At 45.6% G+C, this 25324-nt stretch carries 20 protein-coding genes; 11 read left to right on the top strand and 9 right to left on the bottom strand.

Going from position 1 to position 25324, the window contains the following annotated elements:
- Positions 1-99: 99 nt before the first annotated feature.
- The 5 genes from clpB to AC58CZ_RS03400 all read right to left on the bottom strand — a co-directional run bounded on the left by clpB (position 100) and on the right by AC58CZ_RS03400 (position 7643).
- Positions 100-2697, bottom strand: a complete 2598-nt coding sequence (clpB, locus tag AC58CZ_RS03420; RefSeq protein ID WP_058025183.1) for an ATP-dependent chaperone ClpB — start codon at positions 2695-2697, stop codon at positions 100-102.
- Positions 2698-3006: 309 nt separating this feature from the next.
- Positions 3007-3582, bottom strand: a complete 576-nt coding sequence (locus AC58CZ_RS03415) for a L,D-transpeptidase family protein (RefSeq protein WP_494223406.1) — start codon at positions 3580-3582, stop codon at positions 3007-3009.
- A gap of 107 nt (positions 3583-3689) precedes the next feature.
- Positions 3690-4481, bottom strand: coding sequence for an SDR family NAD(P)-dependent oxidoreductase (locus AC58CZ_RS03410; RefSeq protein WP_494223407.1), 792 nt, complete (start codon positions 4479-4481; stop codon positions 3690-3692).
- A gap of 72 nt (positions 4482-4553) precedes the next feature.
- Positions 4554-6257 (bottom strand): AMP-binding protein, encoded by a 1704-nt coding sequence (locus AC58CZ_RS03405; RefSeq protein ID WP_494223408.1) that lies wholly within the window; start codon positions 6255-6257, stop codon positions 4554-4556.
- 267 nt (positions 6258-6524) lie between these two features.
- Positions 6525-7643, bottom strand: coding sequence for a DNA topoisomerase IB (locus AC58CZ_RS03400; RefSeq protein WP_093068457.1), 1119 nt, complete (start codon positions 7641-7643; stop codon positions 6525-6527).
- Between the two features lie 202 nt (positions 7644-7845).
- Between AC58CZ_RS03400 and AC58CZ_RS03395 the strand changes: the two genes are divergently transcribed.
- The gene (locus AC58CZ_RS03395) at positions 7846-8046 is read left to right on the top strand and encodes a hypothetical protein (protein WP_186474262.1); all 201 of its coding nucleotides are present in this window, start codon (positions 7846-7848) and stop codon (positions 8044-8046) included.
- Positions 8047-8068: 22 nt separating this feature from the next.
- On the opposite strand, the gene ppnP is transcribed toward AC58CZ_RS03395, so the two are convergent.
- The 4 genes from ppnP to AC58CZ_RS03375 all read right to left on the bottom strand — a co-directional run bounded on the left by ppnP (position 8069) and on the right by AC58CZ_RS03375 (position 11083).
- Complete coding sequence (gene ppnP, locus AC58CZ_RS03390; protein WP_186474260.1) at positions 8069-8353, bottom strand: pyrimidine/purine nucleoside phosphorylase; 285 nt, start codon at positions 8351-8353, stop codon at positions 8069-8071.
- Between the two features lie 42 nt (positions 8354-8395).
- A protein-coding gene (gene prfB, locus AC58CZ_RS03385) for a peptide chain release factor 2 (RefSeq protein WP_156770966.1) occupies positions 8396-9491 on the bottom strand; the annotation gives its coding sequence in 2 pieces (ribosomal slippage) (positions 8396-9418 and positions 9420-9491; 1095 coding nt in all).
- A 115-nt stretch (positions 9492-9606) separates the two neighbouring features.
- The gene (locus tag AC58CZ_RS03380) at positions 9607-10308 is read right to left on the bottom strand and encodes an HAD family hydrolase (RefSeq protein WP_186474258.1); all 702 of its coding nucleotides are present in this window, start codon (positions 10306-10308) and stop codon (positions 9607-9609) included.
- Positions 10309-10546: 238 nt separating this feature from the next.
- Complete coding sequence (locus tag AC58CZ_RS03375) at positions 10547-11083, bottom strand: gamma carbonic anhydrase family protein (protein WP_212564376.1); 537 nt, start codon at positions 11081-11083, stop codon at positions 10547-10549.
- Between the two features lie 262 nt (positions 11084-11345).
- On the opposite strand from AC58CZ_RS03375, the gene AC58CZ_RS03370 reads away from it, so the two are divergent.
- The 10 genes from AC58CZ_RS03370 (at position 11346) to AC58CZ_RS03325 (ending at position 25301) form a co-directional block, all read left to right on the top strand.
- Entirely contained in the window at positions 11346-11894 is a 549-nt protein-coding gene (locus AC58CZ_RS03370; RefSeq protein ID WP_212564375.1) for a phosphatase PAP2 family protein, read from the top strand.
- Between the two features lie 563 nt (positions 11895-12457).
- Positions 12458-13699 (top strand): glutamine-hydrolyzing carbamoyl-phosphate synthase small subunit, encoded by a 1242-nt coding sequence (gene carA, locus AC58CZ_RS03365; protein ID WP_212564374.1) that lies wholly within the window; start codon positions 12458-12460, stop codon positions 13697-13699.
- A 152-nt stretch (positions 13700-13851) separates the two neighbouring features.
- Entirely contained in the window at positions 13852-17115 is a 3264-nt protein-coding gene (carB, locus tag AC58CZ_RS03360) for a carbamoyl-phosphate synthase large subunit (RefSeq protein WP_212564373.1), read from the top strand.
- A 326-nt stretch (positions 17116-17441) separates the two neighbouring features.
- On the top strand, positions 17442-17918 hold the full coding sequence (gene greA, locus AC58CZ_RS03355) for a transcription elongation factor GreA (RefSeq protein WP_071001849.1): 477 nt from the start codon (positions 17442-17444) through the stop codon (positions 17916-17918).
- A gap of 502 nt (positions 17919-18420) precedes the next feature.
- On the top strand, positions 18421-19323 hold the full coding sequence (locus AC58CZ_RS03350) for a hypothetical protein (RefSeq protein WP_071001850.1): 903 nt from the start codon (positions 18421-18423) through the stop codon (positions 19321-19323).
- 237 nt (positions 19324-19560) lie between these two features.
- Positions 19561-20829: a putative DNA modification/repair radical SAM protein gene (locus AC58CZ_RS03345; RefSeq protein ID WP_071001851.1), complete on the top strand. Its 1269-nt coding sequence runs from the start codon at positions 19561-19563 to the stop codon at positions 20827-20829.
- A 318-nt stretch (positions 20830-21147) separates the two neighbouring features.
- The gene (locus tag AC58CZ_RS03340) at positions 21148-22020 is read left to right on the top strand and encodes a TIGR03915 family putative DNA repair protein (RefSeq protein ID WP_071001852.1); all 873 of its coding nucleotides are present in this window, start codon (positions 21148-21150) and stop codon (positions 22018-22020) included.
- A 153-nt stretch (positions 22021-22173) separates the two neighbouring features.
- Positions 22174-23550, top strand: a complete 1377-nt coding sequence (locus AC58CZ_RS03335; protein WP_093068198.1) for a glycosyltransferase — start codon at positions 22174-22176, stop codon at positions 23548-23550.
- A 67-nt stretch (positions 23551-23617) separates the two neighbouring features.
- Positions 23618-23995 (top strand): agmatine deiminase family protein, encoded by a 378-nt coding sequence (locus AC58CZ_RS03330; protein WP_227674257.1) that lies wholly within the window; start codon positions 23618-23620, stop codon positions 23993-23995.
- Positions 23928-25301, top strand: a complete 1374-nt coding sequence (locus AC58CZ_RS03325) for an NAD-dependent succinate-semialdehyde dehydrogenase (protein ID WP_093068195.1) — start codon at positions 23928-23930, stop codon at positions 25299-25301. The genes AC58CZ_RS03330 and AC58CZ_RS03325 overlap by 68 nt, the downstream gene beginning before the upstream one ends.
- Positions 25302-25324: the final 23 nt, after the last annotated feature.

Below are 25324 nucleotides of genomic sequence, written 5' to 3'. Positions count from 1 at the left end.
AAATACCACCATAAACGAAAAACCCCTTACCTACGATTGTAGATAAGGGGTTTGTTTTAAACGTACAGTTAGGTCATAAAGACCTCAAGGCTAGAGTGACTAGCTCATTCTAAGCTTATCAAAAGTTAGCTTGTCGTCGGCACCTACATCGACTTTGATAATATCACCTGCCACAAAATCGCCCGCTAGTAGCTTCAATGATAATGGGTTTTCGATCTCCTGTTGAATAGCACGCTTCAAAGGACGAGCGCCATAAACAGGATCATAACCGACGGCAACCAATTTATTCATCGCGTCGGCTGATAGCTCAATATCCATCTCACGCTCTTGGATACGCTGACGCAAACGATTCAATTGAATATCAGCAATACCTGCCATCTGCGACATACCAAGCGGATGGAATACTACGATTTCATCAATACGGTTGACGAACTCTGGACGGAAATGCTGCCCAACAGAATCCATTACTTCCGCTTTAATATCCTCGTAACTTTCGCCAACCATTTCTTGAATCTTGTGCGAACCCAAGTTACTGGTCATGATAATGACGGTGTTTTTGAAATCTACCACCCGACCTTGCGAATCGGTTAAGCGACCATCGTCCAATACTTGTAGCAAGATATTGAACACATCTGGATGCGCTTTTTCTACTTCATCAAACAATATGACGCTATATGGCTTACGGCGTACCGCTTCAGTCAACGTACCGCCTTCTTCATAACCAACGTAACCTGGAGGTGCCCCTACAAGACGACTGACACTGTGTTTTTCCATATATTCACTCATGTCGATACGTACGATTGCATCTTCAGAGTCAAACAAGAAGTTCGCTAGTGATTTGGTCAGCTCCGTCTTACCAACGCCTGTAGGTCCTAAGAATAAGAACGAGCCTGAAGGACGGTTGGGATCAGATAATCCTGCACGGCTACGACGTACCGCATTGGCCACCGATTCGACCGCTTCGTTTTGACCGATAACACGCTCATGGAGCTTTTCTTCCATTGCGATCATTTTGTCACGCTCGCCTTGCATCATCTTGCTGACTGGGATACCAGTGGCGGCTGCTACCACTTCTGCAATCTCGTTGTCTGTGACCTTATTCCGTAGCAATTTGACACCATCACCTTCACCAGTCTGCTCTTTTTGCTCAGCCAAATCAGACTCATGAATACGTCGTTCTAACTGCGGAATGGTCTCGTATTGCAGCTTACTCATGGTCTCGTAGTCGCCTTCGCGGCTGGCTTTGTCATAAGCGATACGGGCTTTATCTAGCTCGTCTTTTAGCTGTTGACTGCCTTTGACCAACGCTTTCTCTGCCTGCCAAACTTCATTAAGATCAGCGTATTCTTTTTCCAATTCTGCTATTTGCGCATCGAGTACTTTACGTTCTGATTGCGCGCCAGCATCTTCTTCGTTTTTGAGGACTTCGCGCTGCATTTTTAGCTGAATGAGGCGACTATCGAGCTTACCTAATGATTCAGGCTTGCTGTCCATCTCCATACGCAAGCGGCTGGCTGCTTCATCAATCAAGTCAATGGCCTTATCCGGCAACTTACGATCGGTGATATAGCGATGGCTCATGCGCGCAGCAGCAATGATGGCGCTATCTTGAATATCGACGCCATGGTGCAGCTCGTAACGCTCTTTTAAACCCCGTAATATCGCAATGGTATCTTCGACTGTTGGCTCATCGACCAAAACCTTTTGAAAACGACGTTCAAGCGCAGCGTCTTTTTCGATGTACTGGCGATACTCATCAAGGGTGGTCGCACCAACGCAGTGCAGCTCACCGCGTGCCAAAGCAGGTTTTAGCATATTACCCGCATCCATCGCACCTTCAGACTTGCCTGCACCAACCATCGTGTGCAGCTCATCGATGAACAGAATGACATTGCCTTCTTGTTTGGCCAAGTCGCTCAATACGCTTTTGAGACGCTCTTCAAACTCACCACGGAATTTTGCCCCAGCGATTAGCGCGCCCAAATCTAACGACAACACTTCTTTGCGGCGCAGACCTTCTGGTACGTCGCCATTGATGATTTTTTGTGCCAAGCCTTCGACGATGGCTGTTTTACCAACGCCCGGCTCACCGATGAGCACAGGGTTGTTTTTGGTACGGCGCGACAGTACCTGAATGGTACGGCGAATTTCTTCGTCACGGCCAATGACTGGATCTAGTTTGCCAAGCTCTGCTTGCTCAGTCAGATTAATCGTGTATTTGTTGAGTGCATCACGCTGATCTTCGGCGTTTTGGTTATTGACCGTATCATCACCGCGCAGCTGCTCAATGACCGCTTTTAGTTTGCTTGCCGTCACGCCTGCACTTTCAAATATCTTTTTGGTTTCGCCTTGCTCAGCGAGTGCCAACATGACCCATTCAGTCGCAATAAAATCATCGCCTTCTTTTTGCGCCTGACGATCTGCCAAGTTCAGAATTTTGACTGAGTTTGGGTTTAAATTGACGTCACCTGTCGGCTCCGAAATGGTCGCTTGATTATCGAGCGCTTTGGCAACGCCATTTTTTAGCGCTGGAATAGAAGCGCCTGCTTGTTGGCAGATAGATAAATTAGACTCATCTTGTAGCAATACCGCAAGCAAATGCACAGGATCAATGCCCGTATGATCACGACCTAACGCTAGGCTCTGAGCTTCTTGAATCGCTGATTGCAGTTTTTGCGTAAACTTCTCAAATCTCATGTTTATATCCTTTTATAATTAGTATTTTCAGTGGAACTTCTAGGGACTCTCCTAGTCTAGTGCCCACTGTTATCTGTCATTTATATAAGGTATGCATACGGTTATTTCAAGACAATAAATCAATAAAACCTTACTTAAGACAATGATATTTATTATTAACAATATTTAAATGGGCTATTAATACCAGATAAAGGAAGTTAGTAGGTAAGAAATGCCATTTTATTGATGTAAATTCAAGAGAAATCTCCGTTGAATATGGTAATAAGCAATGCACTTATTGAGTATAGACCCAATGATAATCCGACTATGCTACTCCACGATTTCAATAGGAGTACCAAGTATCACCGATACCATAATCTCATCCATCTCGGCATTGGTCACGGCGATACAGCCATCTGTCCAGTCGCGTTGTTGATTCAGCCATCCCAAAGCGCCAAAGCCATTCATTTGCCCATGAATCATAATGTCGCCGCCCGGATTGACCTCTAATGACTTCGCTCGTGCCTTGTCTTCATCATTTGGATAGCTAATATGGATAGAACGATGCGCAATAGAGTTCTCGTTTTTATAATCTAAGGTATAAATCCCAACGGGCGTACGCTGATCGCCTTCTTGTTGCTTATGTCCCGATGGACTACCCCCTAGCGCAATACGATACGACCTAATGGCTTTACCATCGCTCATCAATGTTAAGACACGATCTGATTTGTCGACGAAGACTCGATCAATAACTGCAGACGCAGGAATACGGTTTTTGGATGTTGAGGAGTTTTTGGCATAAGCAATAGCACTGGTGCTTACAATAGCAGCAAGGCTAATGCCTATAAGTAACCAATACATGCGCTGCTCATTTGGCGGGTGAAATTTATTATAAAAAAATGACATAGGCTTTGATCCTCACAATTAATTTTTTGTCATTAATCATATGTATCAAAGCACTATGTCAGATTGTGTAGATAAACTTTGTGCAAAACGAATGAATTACTCAAATGTTACACCATACGAATTGCACCATCTAAGCGGATTACCTCGCCATTTAGATAAGCATTATCAATGATATGAGTGACCAATTTGGCAAACTCATTGGGAGCGCCCAAACGTTTGGGATAAGGCACGCCTGCTTCTAGCTGCTCGCGGGCTTTTTCAGGAATGCTCTCCATCATCGGTGTGGCAAAGACACCCGGTGCGATGGTCATAACGCGTATACCATGACGTGCCAGCTCGCGAGCAAGCGGCAAGGTCAGACCAACCACGCCTGCCTTGGAAGAAGAATAGCTGGCTTGACCCACTTGACCATCAAAGGCTGCAATAGAAGCTGTATTAATAATAATGCCTTGATCTACATTCTTTTCTGCATGCTCGCCTGCATTGCTATCATTCGCTATGCGTTTGGCAATGCTAGCCGCGACCAAACGCGCAACGTTAAATGAACCGACCAGATTGACATTGACCCCGCGACTAAATGACTCAAGGTCTGCCGGATTGTTATCACGATCCAGTAGCTTTTGTACCACTACGATACCCGCACAGTTGATTGAGCCTTGTAAGCCGCCGAAAGCTGACTCTGCCATTTCAACCGCTGATTGTACTTCATCGCCGTTAGTGATGTCACAGCGCACAAAGCGCGTACTATCACCCAGCTCAGCGACCAGTGCTTGCCCTGCTGACTCATTGAGATCAGCGATGACGACGTTGCCGCCTTGATAGACAATCGCACGAGCCACTGACTCACCCAAACCTGATGCACCGCCTGTGACCAAAAAGCTATTCTCTTTAATTTGCATGTTTATTCCTTTAAATCTTCATTTTTTATTAGCTGTTTTCTATGAATTATCTATAAACGCTCTATCGGGTAGTTACGCGGCAGATAAACTACGTAGCAAAAAGCGTTGAATCTTGCCACTTGGTGTTTTTGGTAACTCGGTCACAAACTCGACCTCACGTGGATAGGCATGAGTTGATAGACGTTTGCGCACCAGCTCTTGGATTTCTTTGGCGATTTGCTCGCTACCTTCGATACCCTCTTTTAGCACCACGTAAGATTTGATCGTATGTCCACGCACTTCGTCTGGCACGCCCACAGCCGCAGATTCTGCCACTGCGTCATGCTCTAATACAGTGTTTTCGACATCAGTAGGTCCCACGCGGTAACCTGCCGTAATGATAATGTCATCATCACGTCCTGAGTACCAGTAGCTGCCGTCACTATGACGCTCAACCACATCGCCTGTCAGATAGTAGTCATCAACGAAAGCTTGTTTTTCGTTCCAGCTATAACCATGGAAATAAAACGCAGGTGACTGGCTGACCACGACTGCTAACTGTCCTTGCTCACCATCTGGCAATACATTCATCTCGTCATCCAATACGACCAGCGTGTGACCTGGTAGCGCCATTCCCATCGAGCCAACTGGTGATTCGTGTTTCAACGCATGATGCGCACAGCACATCATGCCCGTTTCTGTCTGACCGTAATGATCTTTTACCTGACAGCCCAGATAGGTCTCAACCCAGTTAACGACTTCGGTGTTCAATGTTTCCCCTGCCGAGTTGGCACAGCGCAAAGCGAGTTTGGCGTTATTGTCTTCATTAACGTTGTCAAAAACGCCGCTGGATTTCATCATGCGAAATGCCGTTGGTGAAGAGGCCAAATTGGTGATCTGATGACGCATCATAAAGTCGCGCGTATTGGTCGCGTCAAAGCCTGCTTCATTAAAATAAGTCGTGATCCCTAATAGCAGAGGCCCTGTGATGGCGTAATACAATCCATACGCCCAGCCAGGATCAGCCATGTTCCAATATTGATCGTCTGCGCGTAGGTCAATGGCATAACGCATATAGAGATAAAACGCAGGTAAGGCTGATAATGGCACACTCACGCCTTTTGACTTACCGACTGTCCCCGAGGTAAACATCTGCAAAAATGGTGCATCCGTATCGAGCATAACGGGTTCTATCATTTGCGCCTGTGATTCCATGGACTGACGGTAGTGATCGTCACCCCACGTCTGAGCATCTTCAGTACTGCCGACCAATACCATTTTGGTTTGCACAGCCAAGTCATCAAACTTGTTGCGGTTCTCTACATTGGTAAAGACCACTTTGGTATCGGCTTTATCCATGCGATATTTGATTGAGTCATAACCAAAAGCAGTAAACAGCGGCTGATATACCGCGCCGATGCGCCATGTTGCCAATACAACCGTCAGTAGCTCAGGCGTACGCGGTAGCATCGTCGCTACTTTGTCCCCCGCTTTTACGCCATACGACTGTAATAAGTTGGCAACCTGTGCACTGGCTTTATCGAGCTCACCAAAGCTCATGCGCGTGACATTGCCTGCCGTATCTTCGTGTACCAGTGCGGCATTATCCGCGCGGCCATCACGTACATGACGACCACAGCAAGCCATATAAGCATTTAATCGATCATTGACATGCTCGCCAAAAATTTCTGACAGCAATGTATCCATATTAAAATTATTATAATAATCGGTATATTCTTTTGGTGTCGTTGAAGCATCTGTGTGACTGAGGGTAGGAGTTTGAGAGGCGGTGTTCATAAGCTAATCCTTTAGCAATAGCAGATAAAATGATATTCATATTGTAAAACGGTCACATCCTATAGACCGTTTAATATCTTTGTATTTAACATGCTCTATTAGTAACGTATTTTTATACTTATTTCAATACATAACGTATCATTTTTATTTTATATAAATAAGCATGACCTATAACTATTTATCATCAAATAGCTAATAGTAAACTTAAAAAACTTGTAGGATCAAATATTTAAATTATTTTTGAAGTACTTTCTCAAGAATCGATATTTAACGATCAGCACTGAGAAAACCTAGTAAGGCTTTCTCCTCACAGCTTTGGTATTTTTTCGTACGACCGCGGCGTGCTTGTTTGTAGTCATCATAAAATTCCCCTGCCAAAAAACGCTCAATAATGATGGGGTGAATATACGACGCGCGGCATACGGTTGGCGTATTGCCCAGCTCTGCCGCCACGCTTTTTACCATATCGGTGACCAGCTGCTGACGCTCAGCACTTTCTGGTGCGCTGGCAAGTATGTTAGCGCCTGCCGTCGTTTGTAGCTCATCATATAGATAACTTGCCGCGAGTACACTTGCCATCCATGTTCGAAAATCTTTTGCACTATATAATTTGCTTTCGCAGTCCATACCGCATGTATGCATTCGCAAGTAGTCGTTGATATCGCTACTGTCGACGACTTGTTTATGTCCATTGTCATCTAAGTATTTAAATATTTGATAGCCCGGCAGCTCAGAACATGCCTGCACGATGTCAATCAAACGCTCATCTTGCAGCTCAATGTGGTGTTCTTTGGCGCTTTTTCCGACAAAATCAAACGCCAGTCCATTATCCGTTTCGCTGACATGCTTACTACGTAGCGTACTCAGACCATAGCTTTTATTTTGCTTGGCATAGCGGCTATTACCAATACGAATCAACGTGGTTTCAAGCAATTTGACCACGGCAGCGAGTACATTGGTGCGTGACAATGATTCTGCTTCCAAATCTGTCTCGACCTGCGCGCGTAAATTGGGCAGCGCCTCTGCAAAGCCTATCATCGCATCAAACTTGGCTTGGTCACGAATATTATTCCACAAGGGATGATACAAGTACTGCTTGCGTGATTTTTCATCGCGTCCTGTCGATTGCAGATGACCTTTTTCGTCTTGGCATATCCACACCTCCGACCACATAGGCGGTATCACCAATGCATCAAAACGCTGACGCAATGCTTTGTCTTTGACTGTCTTGCCCGTTGCATCGCGATAGGTAAAGCCGCGGCCCCAACGTCTACGCTCATAACCTGGTTCGTCGTCACTCACATAACGCAGATTGGCACGGCGTGCGAGACGCTCATAGTCATGGCGCACATCCTGCGTCGTCGACTGCTCGTTTGTTTTGCCCATAACAACACTCATCTAATAATTTTATGGTTTTAGCATAATCAACTGCGCTTATTTTTGCTGTTTGTTTGCCACGGACAAAGTGTAATCCTGTGTAAAATAAAGCAGTGATAAAAATAGCGATACGGGTTCTAAGTGCTGTACTTTTAAGGCTTAATTCAGCACTACTCACGACTTAAGTTTATAAAAAATAAATCATTCTCCTATGAAAATAAAGCCACTCGCCCTCGCCGATCATGATCTTTGGGCGCACTTATGGCAAAACTATCTCACGTTCTATGAAACCAGTTTGCCATCAAACACGACGGAGACGACGTGGCGCAATCTGCTTGATAAGGGTAAGCTCGAGAATGAAATACCCACCAAAAAAAGCCAAGCATCAAATGCTTGGCTTTTTTTATTTTGATACTACTTTACAATAAAAGTCATTATTTACCGTATACACATAAATAAGCGGTTTCGACGTCAACTTTTACTTGGAATTTTTGATTGGCTTCAACGGTGAAGTGCTCGCCAGCGTTAAACGTTTGCCACTCATCACTCTCTGGTAGCTTGACCGTCAATGCACCGCTCACCACGCTCATGGTTTCAAACTCACTGGTGCCAAATTCATACTCACCAATTTCCATAACACCTACTGTTGCAGGCTTGGTTGCTGTTTGAAAAGCAATCGAAGTGACTTTATTATCAAAATAATTATTTACGCTTGGCATAATCTTCCTTAATTACATGTTAGTTGGTATTTGAATTCTATTTTATAGACCTGCTTTTAGACTGGCTTCGATAAACTGATCGAGGTCGCCATCTAGTACCGCGCCCGTGTTGAAGGTTTCAACGCCGGTACGCAGATCCTTGATACGAGAATCATCGAGCACGTATGAGCGAATCTGGCTGCCCCAGCCGACATCAGACTTATTGTCTTCAACCGCTTGTTGTTTTTCCATACGTTTTTGCATCTCAAGCTCATAGAGCTTAGCACGCAGCATCTTCATTGCCGTGGCTCTGTTACCGTGCTGACTACGCTCATTCTGACAAGTCACCACCACACCACTTGGCTCATGGGTAATACGTACCGCAGAATCTGTCGTGTTGACGTGCTGACCGCCCGCTCCTGAGGAGCGATAGGTATCGATACGCAAATCCGCAGGATTGATGTCAATCTCGACATTATCATCAATCTCAGGCGAGACAAACACCGCCGCAAATGAGGTATGACGACCATTGTTGCTATCAAATGGTGACTTACGTACCAAACGATGGACGCCAATCTCGGTACGCAGCCAACCAAACGCATAATCGCCTTTAATCTCAATGGTGGCCGACTTGATACCCGCGACACTGCCAGCAGACACTTCAATCACATCTACCTTAAAGCCATGAGCTTCCGCCCAGCGTGTATACATACGCAGCAGCATCTCCGCCCAGTCTTGTGCTTCGGTGCCGCCACTGCCCGACTGGATATCCAAGTAGCAGTTGTTTGGATCCATCTCGCCGCTGAACATACGGCGGAACTCTAGATCAGCCACGCGCTGCTCAGCATCATCTAGCTCGCTTTGCACGTCAGCTAGCAAGGACTCATCCTCTGCTTCTACTGCCAACTCTAGCATGGCAGACGCATCTTCTAGCGTGGTTTCAAGAGAGAGCACCACATCGATGACACCATCAAGGTGGCTTTTTTCTTTATTGATCTTGGTGGCACGCTCTGGATCATTCCACAGCTCTGGGTTTTCTAGCTCTAAATTGACTTCTTCTAAGCGTTCTTGCTTACCATCGAAGTCAAAGATACCTCCGCAAATCCTGCCCGCGCTCGGATAAATCTTTAATCTGTTCTTGATACGGATTGATTTCCATAAGTGTTCCTGTTTTTCTAAAAAAATAAATAACGCATTTGGCGCTATTTTAAATGAGATTGATCATAAATGGTTGGCTAATTATCATGGTGATAACCACTTATGCATCCATTAAGCTATATTGACCAATCTTCTACTGCCCAGCGATGCGCCAAGGCATGAGCATGTAGCGCCTCATCAGGTGACACACAGATCGCCACATCCGCCCATTCTAGCAACGGGATATCGTTTTTGGAGTCTGAATAGGCATAGGTTTTTTCAAAGGTGATGCCCGCTGCTTGCTGCTTATCAAGCCATTTATCTAAATGGTAGATCTTGCCTGCCTGAAAGTTTGGTTTATCAGTCAGCTTGCCCGTATAACGATTGTCTTTGATCTCAAGCGGCGTAGCCAATACATTGGCTGACTCAATACCAAAACGCTTGGCAATAGCGGACACCACAAAATCATTGGTTGCAGAAATAATCACCACATCGTGCCCTTGCTCAATATGCTGGCACAATGCTTCCATTGCTTTTGGGCGAATATGTGGCTCGATTTCACTTTTGATGTAATCTTCTCTTAGCTCATCAAGTCTATCAAGCGGCAGACTACTCAAAAACTGCGCGACGAATTCATTGTACTCTGTCGCATCTAACGTCCCTTCGATATAGTCATTATAAAACTTCTGGTTGGCTGTACGGTACTCAGCCTCATCGACAAGGTCGTGCTTGACGATATACTCACCCCACAGATAGTCACTATCGACATCCAGTAAGGTATGATCTAAATCAAATAGCGCTAGTTGTTTTTGTTGTTTTTGTGCTGGATTTGCCTGCATGGTGAGACCTTATCGTTGGTTGTGAAAAAATATGGATCTTTTAGGGCGTGTTGAACATTCGCAAATAGGCACTGCTGATCGCTAAAATGGTTCCAGACAAGGCACAAAGCGACGATAATGCAGATGCCTTAGCGAGATTTGTAACGCAGTATGGGGCAATTTTAACATCAGCCCCAACGATAAAAAGCAGGGGACAGGACTCTTTTTTGCCGCTTCATCGTTAAAAATAAGCGCTTAGTTAGTCAGGCATCGCTATTTCTGTTAAACCTGTTTTGAATTTTTGACAACGCTCAGAATAATGCAGCGCTGACATTTTCAACATCGCTACTTGCTCATCTGTCAGTGTCTTAACGACTTTGGCAGGCGCGCCCATCACCAGGGAATTGTCAGGAATAACCTGACCTTCAGTAATTAAGGCTTTCGCCCCTATCAGGCAGTTTTTACCTATTTTGACATTATTGAGTACTACCGCACCGATACCAATCAAACTATTGTCACCGATCTCACAGCCATGCAGCATCGCTAGATGGCCAATAGTCACGTAATCACCGATAGTCACTTTGATACCTGCATCAGTGTGAATCACACTATTTTCTTGCACATTACTATAGTCGCCGATATGAATACGATCGTTATCGCCGCGTATCACCGCACCAAACCAAACATTGGCCTGATGACCCAAATACACATCACCGATTACTTGTGCCGAGTCAGCAATCCAACCGTTGAACGGTACAGCAAACTCAGGGGTTTTGTCTAAATATTTAAATATCATCGTTTTTCCTTAGTAAGGATAATGTTATTTTGGAGTAAGTCATTGGTTATACCACAATCATTTTTATGCTTATTTGATTGGCATGTCAAAGAACCATCTCACTTTGGACCATAGCCATAAAAAATATATTTTACAGTATACAATCCCATTTAATACCTTATCGTATGTCCACTTTATAGTACAATTAGCAAGGCCAACATTCTCATTTTGCTATCGTAGCGCCTGCCCTAACAAGTACCGCTACCCTACTAAGGACGCATCCATGCTTCGCGAAACACACGTACCTATTATCTTGTTGGCAAGTAGTGTGATCATCACCGCGCCCAGTTATGCTGAAAATACCTCAAGTTTGGAGAGAGCCGGTGACATTGTTGCGGTTGCCATACCTGCCATTGCTTATGGCAGCACGCATTATATGAATGATAAAGAGGGACGTCAGCAATTTTATCAATCATTTGCTACCAATCTTGCCGTGACCTATGCTGTGAAGTCAACCATTAATAAAGAGCGTCCTGACCATAGCGACAATGACTCCTTCCCATCAGGACATACTTCTTTGGCATTTCAGGGCGCAAGCTTCATTCATAAACGCTATGGATTAGAATATAGTATTCCAGCTTATGTTGGCGCAACTTTTGTGGGTTATAGCCGTGTTAAAGCGGAAAAACATGATGTGGCTGATGTATTTGCTGGTGCAGCACTAGGGGTTGCCAGTAGTATGTATTTGACCAAAAGCTATAACGATCAGCTTCTCATCACAACCAATCTTGCGCCTGACTATTACGGGCTGTCTGTCCACTACCAGTTTTAATCACTCAGTTTGCCCTTGATACTAGGGCGTGTTGAACATTCGACCATGGCACTGACAGCGACTGTTTTTTAGGCGATTCGATGTTAAAAATAATAAGTTTAGTCATTCTAAGCGCTTATTTTTAACGATGAAGCGGCAAAAAAGAGTCCTGTCCCCTGCTTTTATCGTTGGGGCTGATGCTAAAATTGCCCCATACTGCGTTACAAATCTCGCTAAGGCATCTGCATTATCGTCGCTTTGTGCCTTGTCTGGAACAATTTTAGCGATCAGCAGTGCCTATTTGCGAATGTTCAACACGCCCTAGCCATAAGTTACTATTTTGTATATAATACGCAAAATCTGTGCCTAAGCGAGCGGACATGATGCAAGTTACCTATTCACTATCGAGTGAGTTTTGTAGTTTTCATCAATAATGTCTTCTCGCTTTTTTGTGGAAAATTTTTGTGTGTCGTCCTTTGATTTATTTTATCTGATAGCAGTCAAATGCCGTAAATAAAAGGATACGGAGCAATTTTAGACCAACAAAACATGATGGCACTCACCAATAATAGCGGAGGCAATCCTTGAATTCATCGGTAGAAACACAAGCAATTTTGGCACTAGCAGACGGTACAATTTTTCGCGGTGTCAGTATCGGCAGCCTAGGTCATCGTGTTGGTGAAGTGGTATTTAATACCGCCATGACAGGGTATCAAGAAATTCTAACCGATCCAAGTTACGCGCGACAGCTGGTGACCCTAACTTATCCGCATATCGGTAATACAGGCACCAATGCCGAGGATACCGAGTCTGGTAACGGTCACAAAGTATGGGCAGACGGTCTGATCATCCGTGACGCCACTATGGCAACCTCTAACTTCCGCAACTCTGAGTCGCTTAGCGACTATCTACAGCGTAACAATACCGTCGCTATCGCTGAAATTGATACACGCCAGTTGACCCGCCTATTACGTGATAAAGGCGCACAAAACGGCTGTATTATGACCGCATCAGATGGCGAGACGATCAGCGTTGAAGATGAGCAAAAAGCGATTGAGCTGGCACAAGGCTTTGCAGGTCTAAAGGGCATGGACTTGGCAAAAGAATGCTGCACGACAGAAAGCTTTGAGTGGACAGCAGGCACATGGGATCTATCAGACACCCTACTCAACCGTGACGTGGCGGGTAGCCATGACAGTGGTACTGGCGGCTTCTTTAAGCAGCTCGGCACTCATATCGATGCCAAATTCAACGTCGTCGCTTATGACTTCGGTAGCAAAACCAATATCCTACGTATGCTCGTCGACCGCGGCTGCCATGTGACGGTTGTCCCAGCACAAACGCCTATTGCTGATGTGCTCGCGATGAACCCAGACGGTATCTTCTTATCAAACGGCCCTGGCGATCCTGCCGCCTGTGACTACGCTATCGACGCCGTACGTCACATTATTGAAGAAACAGACGTACCAACCTTTGGTATTTGCTTAGGCCATCAGCTAATCGGTCTTGCCAGCGGCGCCAATACCATCAAAATGAAAACGGGCCACCATGGTGCCAACCATCCAGTACAAGATCTAGCGACTGGCACAGTGATGATCACCAGTCAAAACCATGGCTTTGCGGTTGATGAAGACACGCTACCAGAAAACGTTAAGTCAACGCATCGCTCATTATTCGATGGTACTAACCAAGGTATCGAGCTGACCAACAAGCCAGTATTTAGCTTCCAAGGTCACCCAGAGGCCAGCCCTGGCCCGCATGATTGTGGTCCGCTATTTGATAAGTTTGCTGAGATGATGGAAGCGGCTAAAACTGCTCAAGCTTAACGATTCATTATAACTTGATAATAAGTCAGTGCTTGAATCGCTAAAAGCGGTTTGAGCAGTACTGTAACAACGCATTGTAAGTATAAAACGCCATAAGCGTTATTAAAAATAAAGATTACTTAAAATATCATCAAACGAAGGTAGCTCTAACTATGCCAAAACGTACCGACATAAAAAGCATTCTTATCATTGGCGCAGGCCCCATCGTTATCGGCCAAGCGTGTGAGTTTGACTACTCAGGCGCACAGGCGTGCAAAGCACTAAAAGAAGAAGGCTACCGTGTCATCTTGGTCAACTCAAACCCTGCGACCATCATGACCGACCCTGTCATGGCAGATGCCACCTATATCGAGCCGATCACGTGGCAGACCGTTGAGCAAATCATTGCCAAAGAGCGTCCTGATGCAATCCTGCCAACCATGGGCGGACAGACTGCGCTCAACTGCGCCCTAGACCTAGATAAGCACGGCGTATTGGCCAAGTACGACTGCGAGCTGATTGGTGCGACCAAAGACGCCATCGAGATGGCAGAAGATCGCGACTTATTCGACAAGGCGATGAAACGTATCGGTCTTGAGTGCCCGCGCGCTGAGGTTGCCGAAACCATGGAAGAAGCTTTTGCCACGCAAGAAAAGATGGGCTACCCCTGTATCATTCGTCCCTCATTCACCATGGGTGGTTCGGGCGGCGGTATCGCTTATAACCGCGATGAGTTCATCGAGATTTGTGAGCGCGGCTTTGATTTATCACCGACCCATCAGCTACTTATCGATGAGTCACTCATCGGTTGGAAAGAGTACGAGATGGAAGTGGTCCGTGACAAAAACGACAACTGCATCATCATCTGTGCCATCGAAAACTTTGACCCAATGGGCGTACATACAGGCGACTCAATCACTGTCGCACCCGCGCAGACCTTGACCGATAAAGAATACCAAATCATGCGTAATGCGTCATTAGCAGTACTGCGTGAGATCGGTGTTGAAACAGGCGGCTCAAACGTCCAGTTCGGTATCAATCCTGATACGGGACGTATGGTCGTTATCGAGATGAATCCACGTGTATCACGCTCGTCTGCCCTCGCCTCAAAAGCGACTGGCTTCCCAATTGCCAAAATCGCAGCAAAACTGGCAATCGGTTATACCCTAGATGAACTGCAAAATGACATCACAGGCGGCAAAACGCCAGCCAGCTTTGAGCCTGCGCTTGATTACGTTGTCACCAAGATACCGCGTTTCAACTTTGAAAAATTCCCACAAGCGGACAACATCCTATCGACGCAAATGAAGTCAGTCGGTGAAGTCATGGCGATCGGTCGTAACTTCCAAGAGTCGATGCAAAAAGCCTTGCGCGGTATGGAAACTGGCGCGGATGGTTTCGATGAGCAAATTGATTTATCCAAAGTCAGTGCTGAGAAGGCTCGTAGTGAGATTATCAACCGCTTAACCATTCCAACGCCTGAGCGTATCTATTACGTTGCTGATGCCTTCCGTGTCGGTATGAGCGTTGATGACGTATTTAATTACACCAAGATTGACCCGTGGTTCTTGGTACAAATCGAAGACATCGTTAAGACTGAAGCGACGGTAAAATCACTCGGCTTTGGTGGCTTAAACGAAAACAACCTACGTCGCTTTAAGCGTAAAGGCTTATCAGATTTGCGTTTGGCTAAATTGCTTGGCATCTCACAAAAGCAACTACGCAAAAAGCGTTGGGATTTAGGCGTCTATCCCGTGTATAAGCGTGTCGATACCTGTGCTGCAGAGTTTGCGACCAGCACCGCTTATATGTACTCAACCTACGATAGCGAATGTGAAGCCAACCCAACTGACAAGAAAAAAATCATGGTCATCGGTGGCGGCCCTAACCGTATCGGTCAAGGTATCGAGTTTGATTACTGCTGTGTACATGCAGCGCTTGCCATGCGTGAAGACGGCTATGAGACCATTATGGTCAACTGTAACCCAGAAACGGTTTCAACCGATTATGACACCTCCGACCGTCTGTACTTTGAGCCAATCACATTAGAAGACGTGCTAGAAATCGTCCGTATCGAAAACCCAGACGGTGTGATTGTGCAGTTCGGTGGCCAAACGCCATTGAAACTTGCGCGTGCGCTAGAATCAGCGGGCGTAAAAATCATCGGTACGAGTCCTGATGCGATCGACCGTGCTGAAGACCGTGAGCGCTTCCAGCATATGATTCAGCAGCTAAACCTTGTACAACCATCGAACGCTTTAGCAACCAGCTTAGAAGATGGCTTGGTTAAAGCAAAAGACGTGGGCTATCCATTGGTGGTACGTCCATCTTATGTGTTAGGTGGCCGCGCGATGGAAATCGTCTATAACGAAGATGAGCTAAAACATTACCTGCGCACCGCAGTACAAGCCTCAAACGAAGCGCCTGTCCTGCTTGATCGCTTCTTAGATGACGCTATCGAAGTCGATGTCGACTGCGTATGTGATGGTAATGATGTCGTCATCGGCGGTATCATGCAACATATCGAACAGGCAGGTGTCCACTCAGGTGACTCAGCATGTTCACTACCACCATATTCATTGTCTGATGAGCTATGTGATGTGATGCGCGCCCAAACCATTGCTATGGCAAAAGAGCTTGGCGTTGTCGGTCTGATGAATGTTCAGTTTGCGGTTAAAGGCGAAACCGTATATATTTTGGAGGTGAACCCACGTGCTGCACGTACCGTACCGTTTGTCTCTAAGTGTATCGGTACTTCGCTAGCTCAGGTCGCGGCTCGCTGTATGGCAGGCACCTCACTCAAGGACCAAGGCTTTACGACTGAGATTGTTCCAGCATTTTATGCGGTCAAAGAAGCGGTGTTCCCATTTGCTAAGTTCCCAGGTGTTGATCCAATCTTGAGTCCTGAGATGAAATCAACAGGCGAAGTCATGGGCGTGGGCAAAACCTTTGGCGAAGCATTTTACAAAGCCATCATCGGTAGTAATGAGCGTCTGCCGGGTCTGCCTACTGAGGGCGAGACCAAAACGGTCTTTATCTCAGTTCGTGATAGCGACAAAGGACAAATCGCCCCAATCGCCCGTCAGCTTGCAGATTTCGGTTTTAATATCGTATCAACCACTGGCACGCAGAAAGTACTGAGCGACGCTGGTATCGAAAGTCAGCAAATCAACAAGGTCACTGAAGGTCGCCCGCACATCGTTGATGCCTTGAAAAACGGCAAAATTGACCTGATTATCAATACGACCGAAGGCAAGCAGGCACAAGAGGATTCGTTCTCTATCCGCCGTAGTGCGCTACAGGGCAAGGTATTCTATGTCACGACGTTAGGCGCAGCCGATGCGGTTTGTAAATCTTATGCCATTGACTTACCGTTTGATGTCTATAAGTTACAAGATTTGCATGAGCAAGCAAAGTCTATTGACGCGGCTGAATAATTTCAGTAGATTAAGCATAACCGCTAAGCTTATATAAAAGCTTAGCCAAGACTTGTTATTGATTATTTTGTGATAATCATACGTTAAAAAAACAATATCTTGAAAGAGACAAACCTACAAAAGCATAGTGGCTGAACTGCGACTATGCTTTTTATTACGTAAGGTTCAGTGCGCTTGGTGCTAAAAGTAGAGGTGCTAACACACAACAGCCTATTTACTAACGACACCATCTGAACCCCGCTCTTTTTATATTTCATACTCATTGCAACAACACTGGCACCATCTCCTTATGAGATGGTGTGGTGTTATTGGTTTAAGGAAAAAACATGCAACGTTATCCCATGACTCCGCAAGGACATGCAGCTTTAGAAGCTGAATTAAAACAGTTAAAAAGTGTCGACCGTCCACGCATCACCGCATCGATTGCTGAAGCCCGCGAGCACGGCGATTTAAAAGAAAACGCTGAATACCACGCTGCCCGTGAGCAACAAGGCTTTTGCGAAGCGCGTATTCGTGATATCGAAGCCAAGCTTGGCGGCGCACAAATCATCGATCCTTCAACATTGCCAAAAGAAGGTCGTGTCGTGTTTGGCGTCAGCGTCATAATCGAAAACATGGACACTGAAGAAGAAAAACAGTACAAAATCGTCGGCGATGATGAAGCCGATTTCAAGGCTGGCAAAATCTCAGTTAACTCACCGATCGCTCGTGGCCTCATCGGTAAGTTTGAAGGCGATGAAGTACGTATCGAAACGCCAAAGGGCGTGGTGGAATACGAAGTGATGAAAGTTATCTACGACTAATAAGACTCACTATTTCTGGTCATCCGTAGGCGTGATGCTTTCAAGGCTGGATGAAAGGCGCTTTGAATAATAGCTCTTTAAATACTAGTTCTCTTAAATAGCAAACATGTTTGACAGTGACAGATACGGCTGGCTATTCGCTACCCAATAACATGAATATAAGCAACATTACGTATTGATAGCATTTATACCGTTTCGGTTACACAATGCAGCTTTTATACACGATTTGTTTTGGCACATAATTATTTGAGTTTTTAGTGCATCGTAATTTTTATATTAGGTGATATTACCCACATAATATCGATGTAAATTTATACTGAAGCACTTTTACTCAAAATAATGATGGTCTGATTATAGACACCGACTATCGTCAGTACTGATACCCTCGTTATTTGGCATACTTTTTGGTGTCATTTAGCGGGGGTTTTGCTTGTTTAGACGTTAATTATTGCTGTTTTACTTATTGCTGCTTTTTTTTATTGATACTGTTAAGGAGTCTATTATGACCATGAAATCTTATACACCATCAGCACTAACCACCACGGTATCTGCAATGCTCGCAGGTATGGTGCTTGCATCCTCAGCCCATGCCGATCCTGAGATTGCGATTAGCTCATCTGCTGGTGGTAGCACGACGGTAGTTGAACAATACTCTGATGGCAAAACAGCCACTATTACTGCGACACCTAACGGTATCACCATGCAAGATGGCATGCCTTATGCCGTGACAAAAGTGACGACTGTGCCGCGCTATGTCGTTCGCCAATCTCCTGTGGTTCAAGGCAGCACGACTGTCACAAGCGTACCTGTAACCAATCGAGTGACCAATAGCGTCACCAAGGTAGACGTCGTCACGGCGCCAGTTAGCACTGTGACACAAGCCCTGCCTGTCACTACCGCTACTCCATTACCTGTGATGAATGCCCCAGCGACAACCGTCATCACTAACCAGCCATCTATCCATCCATCTGTGAGCAATCAAATCACGACGACCACGTTAGATACCTTGCAATTGACCCCGACTTTTAGCACGCCGGGTGTCGTCAATGCAAACACCAAGGTCATGAAAATCATGAAGAATAGTGCTGGACGTGAAGTTGCGGTGCCTGCCAACCATATCGCCCCTGGTGATATCATTGAGTATCACACCACATACACCAACACCACGGCACAGCCAGTTAATGACATCAATGCTATGGTTTCATTGCCAAGCGGCGTCCAGCTGGTATCGTTAAATAGCCCATTACCAACGTTTGCCACCACTGGCGGCGACACTTATAAAACCATTCAGCAAGTTGGCAATACCGTTGTTGTGCAAGAAAACTACTCTGGCCTGAAATGGAACTTAGCAAATCTTAATGCCAATGGTAATCAAACCGTCGTGATACGTGCCAAGGTTCAATAAATAATGCACTCACTACAAAATACGTATCTTTAACAGTATCATGTTGCAAAGGGTCTTGAATATTCAAGGCCTTTTTTAATGTATGTCATATCGAGTAGCATGTATGCTCGCTCACAACCTCTTGATGGATACGACACTATCTGTCGTGTTATTTTTTAAATTTTCTTATAAATACAATGACTTAATACATATTTTGGTAAAATGGTTACTCGTTAATTAATTGGTAACAACCGACTTATGGCAAACATCAATTATGAAAGATTACAGGGCAAGCTCAATATCTTGGCTGACGCTGCCAAGTATGATGTCTCTTGCTCCTCCTCCGCTGGTACTCGCAAAAACCAAGGCGGCGCTCTAGGCGATGCCTCAGCAACCGGTATCTGTCACAGCTATACCGAAGATGGTCGCTGTGTCAGTCTGCTAAAAATTCTTTTGACCAACCATTGCATCTATGATTGCGCGTATTGTACTTCACGTAAAAGCAACGACACGCCGCGCGCTGCTTTTACGGTTGAAGAAGTGGTTGATTTGACCATGCAGTTTTATCGCCGCAACTATATTGAGGGGCTATTTCTCAGCTCTGGTATATTCAAAAGTGGCGACTATACGATGGAGCGACTGGTCGAAGTTGCCAAGCTCCTGCGTACTCGCGAGCGTTTTAACGGTTATATTCATCTAAAAACTATTCCTGGCGCTTCAAAAGAGCTATTGCTAGAGGCAGGACTATATGCAGACCGTCTGAGCGTCAACATCGAAATTCCGACTAAGTCAGGGCTCGCATTGCTTGCGCCTGAGAAGTCACATGATGAGCTAAAAGCACCGATGGAAACGGTTAAAGAAGAGATTATAACTATCCGTGAGAGTCGCAAAACCCACAAAAAAGCGCCTAAATTTACGCCCGCGGGTCAGACCAGTCAAATGATCGTCGGTGCAAGTAACGAGACGGATCTGCAAGTGATTCAGCTATCGAGTCACTTTTACAAAACCTACGATCTCAAGCGTGTCTATTACTCAGGTTATGTACCGATGCTCTCTGATAATCGCTTGCCAGCGATTGGGACCCCTGTGCCGATGGTGCGCGAGAACCGTCTATATCAAGCAGATTGGTTAATGCGTTTTTATGGGTTTGGTGCGCATGAAATTGTCGAGCCAGAATCGCCATTTTTGGACTTAGACTGTGACCCAAAACTGGCGTGGGCGATACGCCATCGCGAGCATTTCCCCGTCAATATTCAGACAGCGACTTATGAGATGATCGTGCGTATCCCTGGCATCGGTACCAAGACGGCCAAAAAAATCGTCAAAGCGCGCAAATTTAACCAGTTGACGCTCTATCATCTAAAAAAGATGGGAGCCGCGGTCAACCGTGCCAAGTATTTTATCGCAACCACTGGCAAAAACGAGCACCTTGCCCATTTGACACGCGATAACTTCCGTCAGTATGTACTGGCGCAAACGCAGACCAAGTTTAAAGATCAACGTAGCGGACAGCTAGCGTTGTTTTAAATTTGGCATTGTCATAAATATAAATCAATCTAGGGCGTGTTGAACATTCGCAAATAGGCACTGCTGATCGCTAAAACTGTTCCAGACAAGGCACAAAGCGACGATAATGCAGATGCCTTAGCGAGATTTGTAACGCAGTATGGGGCAATTTTAGCATCAGCCCCAACGATAAAAAGCAGGGGACAGGACTCTTTTTTGCAGCCTCTGTCACGCGATGCGAACAGCACGCAAGAAAAATATCCCCCAGTAGCATTTGACAATACTTACATACATTTTATGGCGAGCCAAAATACATTTCACATCGTTTCAGGATAAACCATGTCAGCACTTGTGCAAAACGACAATTATACTATCGGTCAGTTAACGCCCAGCATTGTGCTGTATGAGCCAAGCTTTGAGGGCTGGCTCAGCGCGGTGTTTTATGTCTATGCCAATCGATTGCAAGAAGACGCCTCACTCAAACTCACCGCTCAAGACTGTTATATACCCTCCTTGATTGCGCAAGCGATTAGCGTCGCAACGGATGCAGACAACGCAGAGCGCGTATTGGTTAAACTAAATAGCTTGCTTGGTCGCTCAGGTATGCGCAATATCTTGTGGGGGTTTTTATCAGAAAAGGACGATATCGGCACGACTTTATTCCGTGTGGTTAAGTATGCCATTGACTACCCTAGCCGAAATATCATGCAAGATCTTGGTCACTTGGATGTGTTAGAGCTGGTACAGACGGTCAAATCCGTCGGCCGTGAAAAACATCGCATGGAGGCCTTTGTACGTTTTGAGCACACGACCGATGATATTTATTTTGCACGGGTCGAGCCTGATTTTAATGTATTGCCACTGATTGGGGAGCATTTTCGTCAGCGTTATCAAGATCAGCACTGGGCGATTTATGATCTGACACGCGGCTACGGCATTTATTATGATAAAAGTAATAGCACGCCTACTCGTCCCGCGCCGCTACAAACCATCACCGACCTTGATGATGCGGTACTACGCAATCCTGCCAGCATTCATAGCCCTGATGAGCAGCGTTATCAAAAGTTTTGGCAAGGCTACTTTACCAACGTCAATATCAAGGAGCGCAAAAATCCCAAGCTACACAGGCAATATCTACCGCAGCGATATTGGAAATACTTAAGCGAAAAACAAGTATTGCCCAACGCTGAGCATCTACAAAAACGCCGCTAAATACATTTGAGTAGTTTTGAGCCAAGAAAATTATGCTCATATCTGCTGGAAAGCCACATATCTGACGCCATCTTTTTATCTTGATGGTTGAGTTTTATGCGCTTTTAACTGACAATAGCAGCTTGATCCTCCTAACCTGTGACCTATGTTATTATGAAAGTGATGCGCCTACTGTCGTCTTTGAAGCATGATGAATCCGAGCGCGGTATTTTTCATCTTGGGCGCGCACTGGTCAAAAACGGGCATACCTCGATCATTGTTTCTAGCGCTGATGAGAGCAATGACTTGGTCAGACGGCTCAAGCGTGATGGCAATCACTATCATCAAGTCCACATGAACAAAAAATCGTGGCTGTCATTGCTGCAAGTTTCAGCACTACGGCATTTGATTGAGAAGTATGAGCCTGATGTCATTCATGTACATTCGCGCACCCCTGCATGGATATTGCATTTAGCATTGCGCCGAGCGCGGGTCAAGCGTTTCCCAAAGCTGGTCTCGACCATGTATGGGTTTTATCCTATCAATAAATACTCTCAAGCATTGCTCAATGTCGATACAATTATAACGGTCTCTGATAGCGTCACCCAATATCTAACAAGAAGACTGCGCCGCGAGGAAGCCGATCCCAAAGTCATCACGCGTATCTACCGCGGCATTGATACTCGGCGCTATCCTTATCGGCACAATCCATCGGTCTATTGGTTGCGTCATACCTTTGCGGAATATCCTGAGCTTGAGCATAAGAAGTGGCTCGTATTTCCAACGGTCATTGGCAATGAGTATGGTCAAGAATGGCTGATTGATATCTTGGGCAATCTACAAGAGCAATTTCCCAATATTCATGTCATCATTATGGACGATGATGATAAAGATGGTGATGTCGCTCATGAAGACTTTCGTCAACGTACTCACAGTCTGGGGTTGGCTGAGCGCATTACTTATGTGGGTAGCAAGCGTAATGACATGCGTGAATGGCTCTCAGCGGCCAATATCGTTATGGCACTTGCCAATGAACCAGAATCGATCGGCATTAATGCCCTGCAAGCGATTCATTTGGGCACACCTGTCATTGGCTGGGATAAAGCCGCCTTTAGCGAAATCTTACAACCGCTCTATCCGCAAGGTTTGGTAAAAGAACACAATGCCAACTCGTTATGTAAAGCGGTGCGCAATCAATTAGAAAGTGTGACGCGACCTGAGATGACCAACAAATTCACCATGCGTGAGATGATCGAAAAGACAATCGCGGTATACCAAGGATTGTACGATACTGCGCTGGCAGAAGAACAGGCTGAGGCCGATGCGCTCGCCGTACGAAGAACCAAAAGAAGCCTTAAAAAGACCTATAAACCTGCCTTTGGTGCGGCGGTCAAACATGTCGAACCCATCCCCAAACGCCCAAAAGTCAAATTGATCAAAGAAAAAGCAAGTAAAGCGGAATCGCCAGAAATAGAAGATGAAATAAAAGTAGAAGAAACAACAAAAGTAGATATCAAATCAGAAGCACCTGACGCTGATCAAAAGTCATAAGCTGACTGCCTACCTCTATCTGTGCAGGAGCCAATCTCAGTCATGATGAGATGTATTAAGCAAAAAAATGCCATTTCCAGCAATGGAAGTGGCATTTTCAATCTGTATTAAGATGAGTATTCAGTTTAAAGTTACAGAACACGAGCCTAATAAGTCATTGGTGTATGTGCACTTTGAAAAAATCTCTCCGCAGCATCAAGTAGTGGGAGTACGCATAAAAGAGATTGTCTATGGCGGCGGTAATATTCATTGTATTACAATGAACCATAATAAATCGCACTTATTAGCAAATGAAAGCATAGCAGTAACTGAAAATATAAGCATAAACACAAAAATGGATTTTAAACCCAAAAACACGCTAAAAATAAGGAAAAAGTATGAGCGATTATCAAATCAACAATCCAGCCACTGGCGAACTAGAAGCCACTTACCCTACCGCCACTGAACAAGACATCCAGCAAGTCATCGAGCAGGCTGACAACGCCTATCAAGACTGGCGTCAGGTTTCACTAAGCGAGCGCAGTGCACTACTGCATAAAATTGCCGATAGCTATCTGGAACGTCAAGACGAGCTGGCTCGTATCGTGACGGGTGAGATGGGTAAACCCGTTGCACAAGCCAAGGGTGAAATCGGTCTGGTCGCTGAGATCTATCGTTACTATGCAGACAATGCTGAGCAGCTACTCGCGCCGAATACCATTGACGTTGACTCAGGATCAGCTTCGGTAGAAAAACGTCCTGTTGGCGTTCTACTCGGTATCATGCCGTGGAATTATCCGCATTATCAAGTGGCACGTTTTGTCGCGCCAAACTTTATGGCAGGTAATACTATTATCTTAAAGCACGCGCCTCAATGCCCTAAGACTGCAGAAGTTATCGCTGATATGTTCAAAGAGGTCGGCGTACCTGAAGGTGTTTATAACAATATCTTTGCCACCAACGAGCAGGCAGCGACTATTATTCATGACAAGCGTGTACAAGGTATCTCACTCACTGGCTCTGAGCGCGCTGGACAAGCCGTTGCCAAAGAAGCAGGCGGCGCACTCAAAAAAGTCGTGTTGGAGCTTGGCGGCTCCGATGCCTTTATCGTTGCAGCAGATGCCGATATCAAACAAGCGATAAAAGGCGCGATCTCTGGTCGTTTTGGTAATGCCGGCCAAGCCTGTAACGCCGCCAAACGCCTAATCGTGCTTGAGTCTGTCTATGACAAGTTCGTTGAGGGCTTTACTGATGCTGTACGTGGTATGACATTGGCCAATCCTCTTGATGAAAAAACCTTTATCGGCCCAATGTCTTCAAAGGCTGCCGCGGTCAATCTGCAAGCGCAGTTAGATAGTGCCGTTGAAGCAGGCGCGACGGTCCTAGTAGAAGGTGGACTGGTCAAAGATAAGCCTGGTGCATGGTTCAAACCTGCGGTACTAACAGATGTCACTGAATCAATGGATGTCTACCGTGAAGAGTTGTTTGGTCCTGTCGCTGTCGTCTACAAGGCTCGTGATGTCGATCACGCTATCAAGATTGCTAATGATGTGCCTTTTGGTCTTGGTGCTTCTATCCAAACGCAAGATGCTGCCCTAGCTGCTGATATTGCTGATAAATTAGAAGTGGGCATGGTCACTATCAACGCGCCGTCTGGTACCGAAGCCAATACCCCATTTGGCGGCGTTAAACGTTCAGGATTTGGTCGCGAGCTTGGTACGCTTGGTATCACTGAGTTCTTAAACTATAAGCTTATCCGTGATAAGTCTTAATCGTATAAGCACTTGATTGTATG

The organism is Psychrobacter sp. CR212, from assembly GCF_059693765.1.
This window is presented reverse-complemented; position numbering and strand designations above follow the sequence as displayed.

Excerpts from the sequence above, each read along its gene's own strand:
- AC58CZ_RS03325 (WP_093068195.1), top strand. The coding sequence starts at position 23,928 with ATGAGCGATTATCAAATCAACAATCCAGCCACTGGCGAACTAGAAGCC.
- AC58CZ_RS03405 (WP_494223408.1), bottom strand. The coding sequence starts at position 6,257 with ATGAACACCGCCTCTCAAACTCCTACCCTCAGTCACACAGATGCTTCA.
- clpB (WP_058025183.1), bottom strand. The coding sequence starts at position 2,697 with ATGAGATTTGAGAAGTTTACGCAAAAACTGCAATCAGCGATTCAAGAA.
- AC58CZ_RS03335 (WP_093068198.1), top strand. The coding sequence starts at position 22,174 with ATGAAAGTGATGCGCCTACTGTCGTCTTTGAAGCATGATGAATCCGAG.
- AC58CZ_RS03370 (WP_212564375.1), top strand. The coding sequence starts at position 11,346 with ATGCTTCGCGAAACACACGTACCTATTATCTTGTTGGCAAGTAGTGTG.
- carB (WP_212564373.1), top strand. The coding sequence starts at position 13,852 with ATGCCAAAACGTACCGACATAAAAAGCATTCTTATCATTGGCGCAGGC.
- AC58CZ_RS03340 (WP_071001852.1), top strand. The coding sequence starts at position 21,148 with ATGTCAGCACTTGTGCAAAACGACAATTATACTATCGGTCAGTTAACG.
- AC58CZ_RS03330 (WP_227674257.1), top strand. The coding sequence starts at position 23,618 with ATGCCATTTCCAGCAATGGAAGTGGCATTTTCAATCTGTATTAAGATG.
- AC58CZ_RS03375 (WP_212564376.1), bottom strand. The coding sequence starts at position 11,083 with ATGATATTTAAATATTTAGACAAAACCCCTGAGTTTGCTGTACCGTTC.
- AC58CZ_RS03380 (WP_186474258.1), bottom strand. The coding sequence starts at position 10,308 with ATGCAGGCAAATCCAGCACAAAAACAACAAAAACAACTAGCGCTATTT.
- AC58CZ_RS03400 (WP_093068457.1), bottom strand. The coding sequence starts at position 7,643 with ATGGGCAAAACAAACGAGCAGTCGACGACGCAGGATGTGCGCCATGAC.
- AC58CZ_RS03410 (WP_494223407.1), bottom strand. The coding sequence starts at position 4,481 with ATGCAAATTAAAGAGAATAGCTTTTTGGTCACAGGCGGTGCATCAGGT.
- AC58CZ_RS03395 (WP_186474262.1), top strand. The coding sequence starts at position 7,846 with ATGAAAATAAAGCCACTCGCCCTCGCCGATCATGATCTTTGGGCGCAC.
- greA (WP_071001849.1), top strand. The coding sequence starts at position 17,442 with ATGCAACGTTATCCCATGACTCCGCAAGGACATGCAGCTTTAGAAGCT.
- ppnP (WP_186474260.1), bottom strand. The coding sequence starts at position 8,353 with ATGCCAAGCGTAAATAATTATTTTGATAATAAAGTCACTTCGATTGCT.
- AC58CZ_RS03345 (WP_071001851.1), top strand. The coding sequence starts at position 19,561 with ATGGCAAACATCAATTATGAAAGATTACAGGGCAAGCTCAATATCTTG.
- AC58CZ_RS03350 (WP_071001850.1), top strand. The coding sequence starts at position 18,421 with ATGACCATGAAATCTTATACACCATCAGCACTAACCACCACGGTATCT.
- AC58CZ_RS03415 (WP_494223406.1), bottom strand. The coding sequence starts at position 3,582 with ATGTCATTTTTTTATAATAAATTTCACCCGCCAAATGAGCAGCGCATG.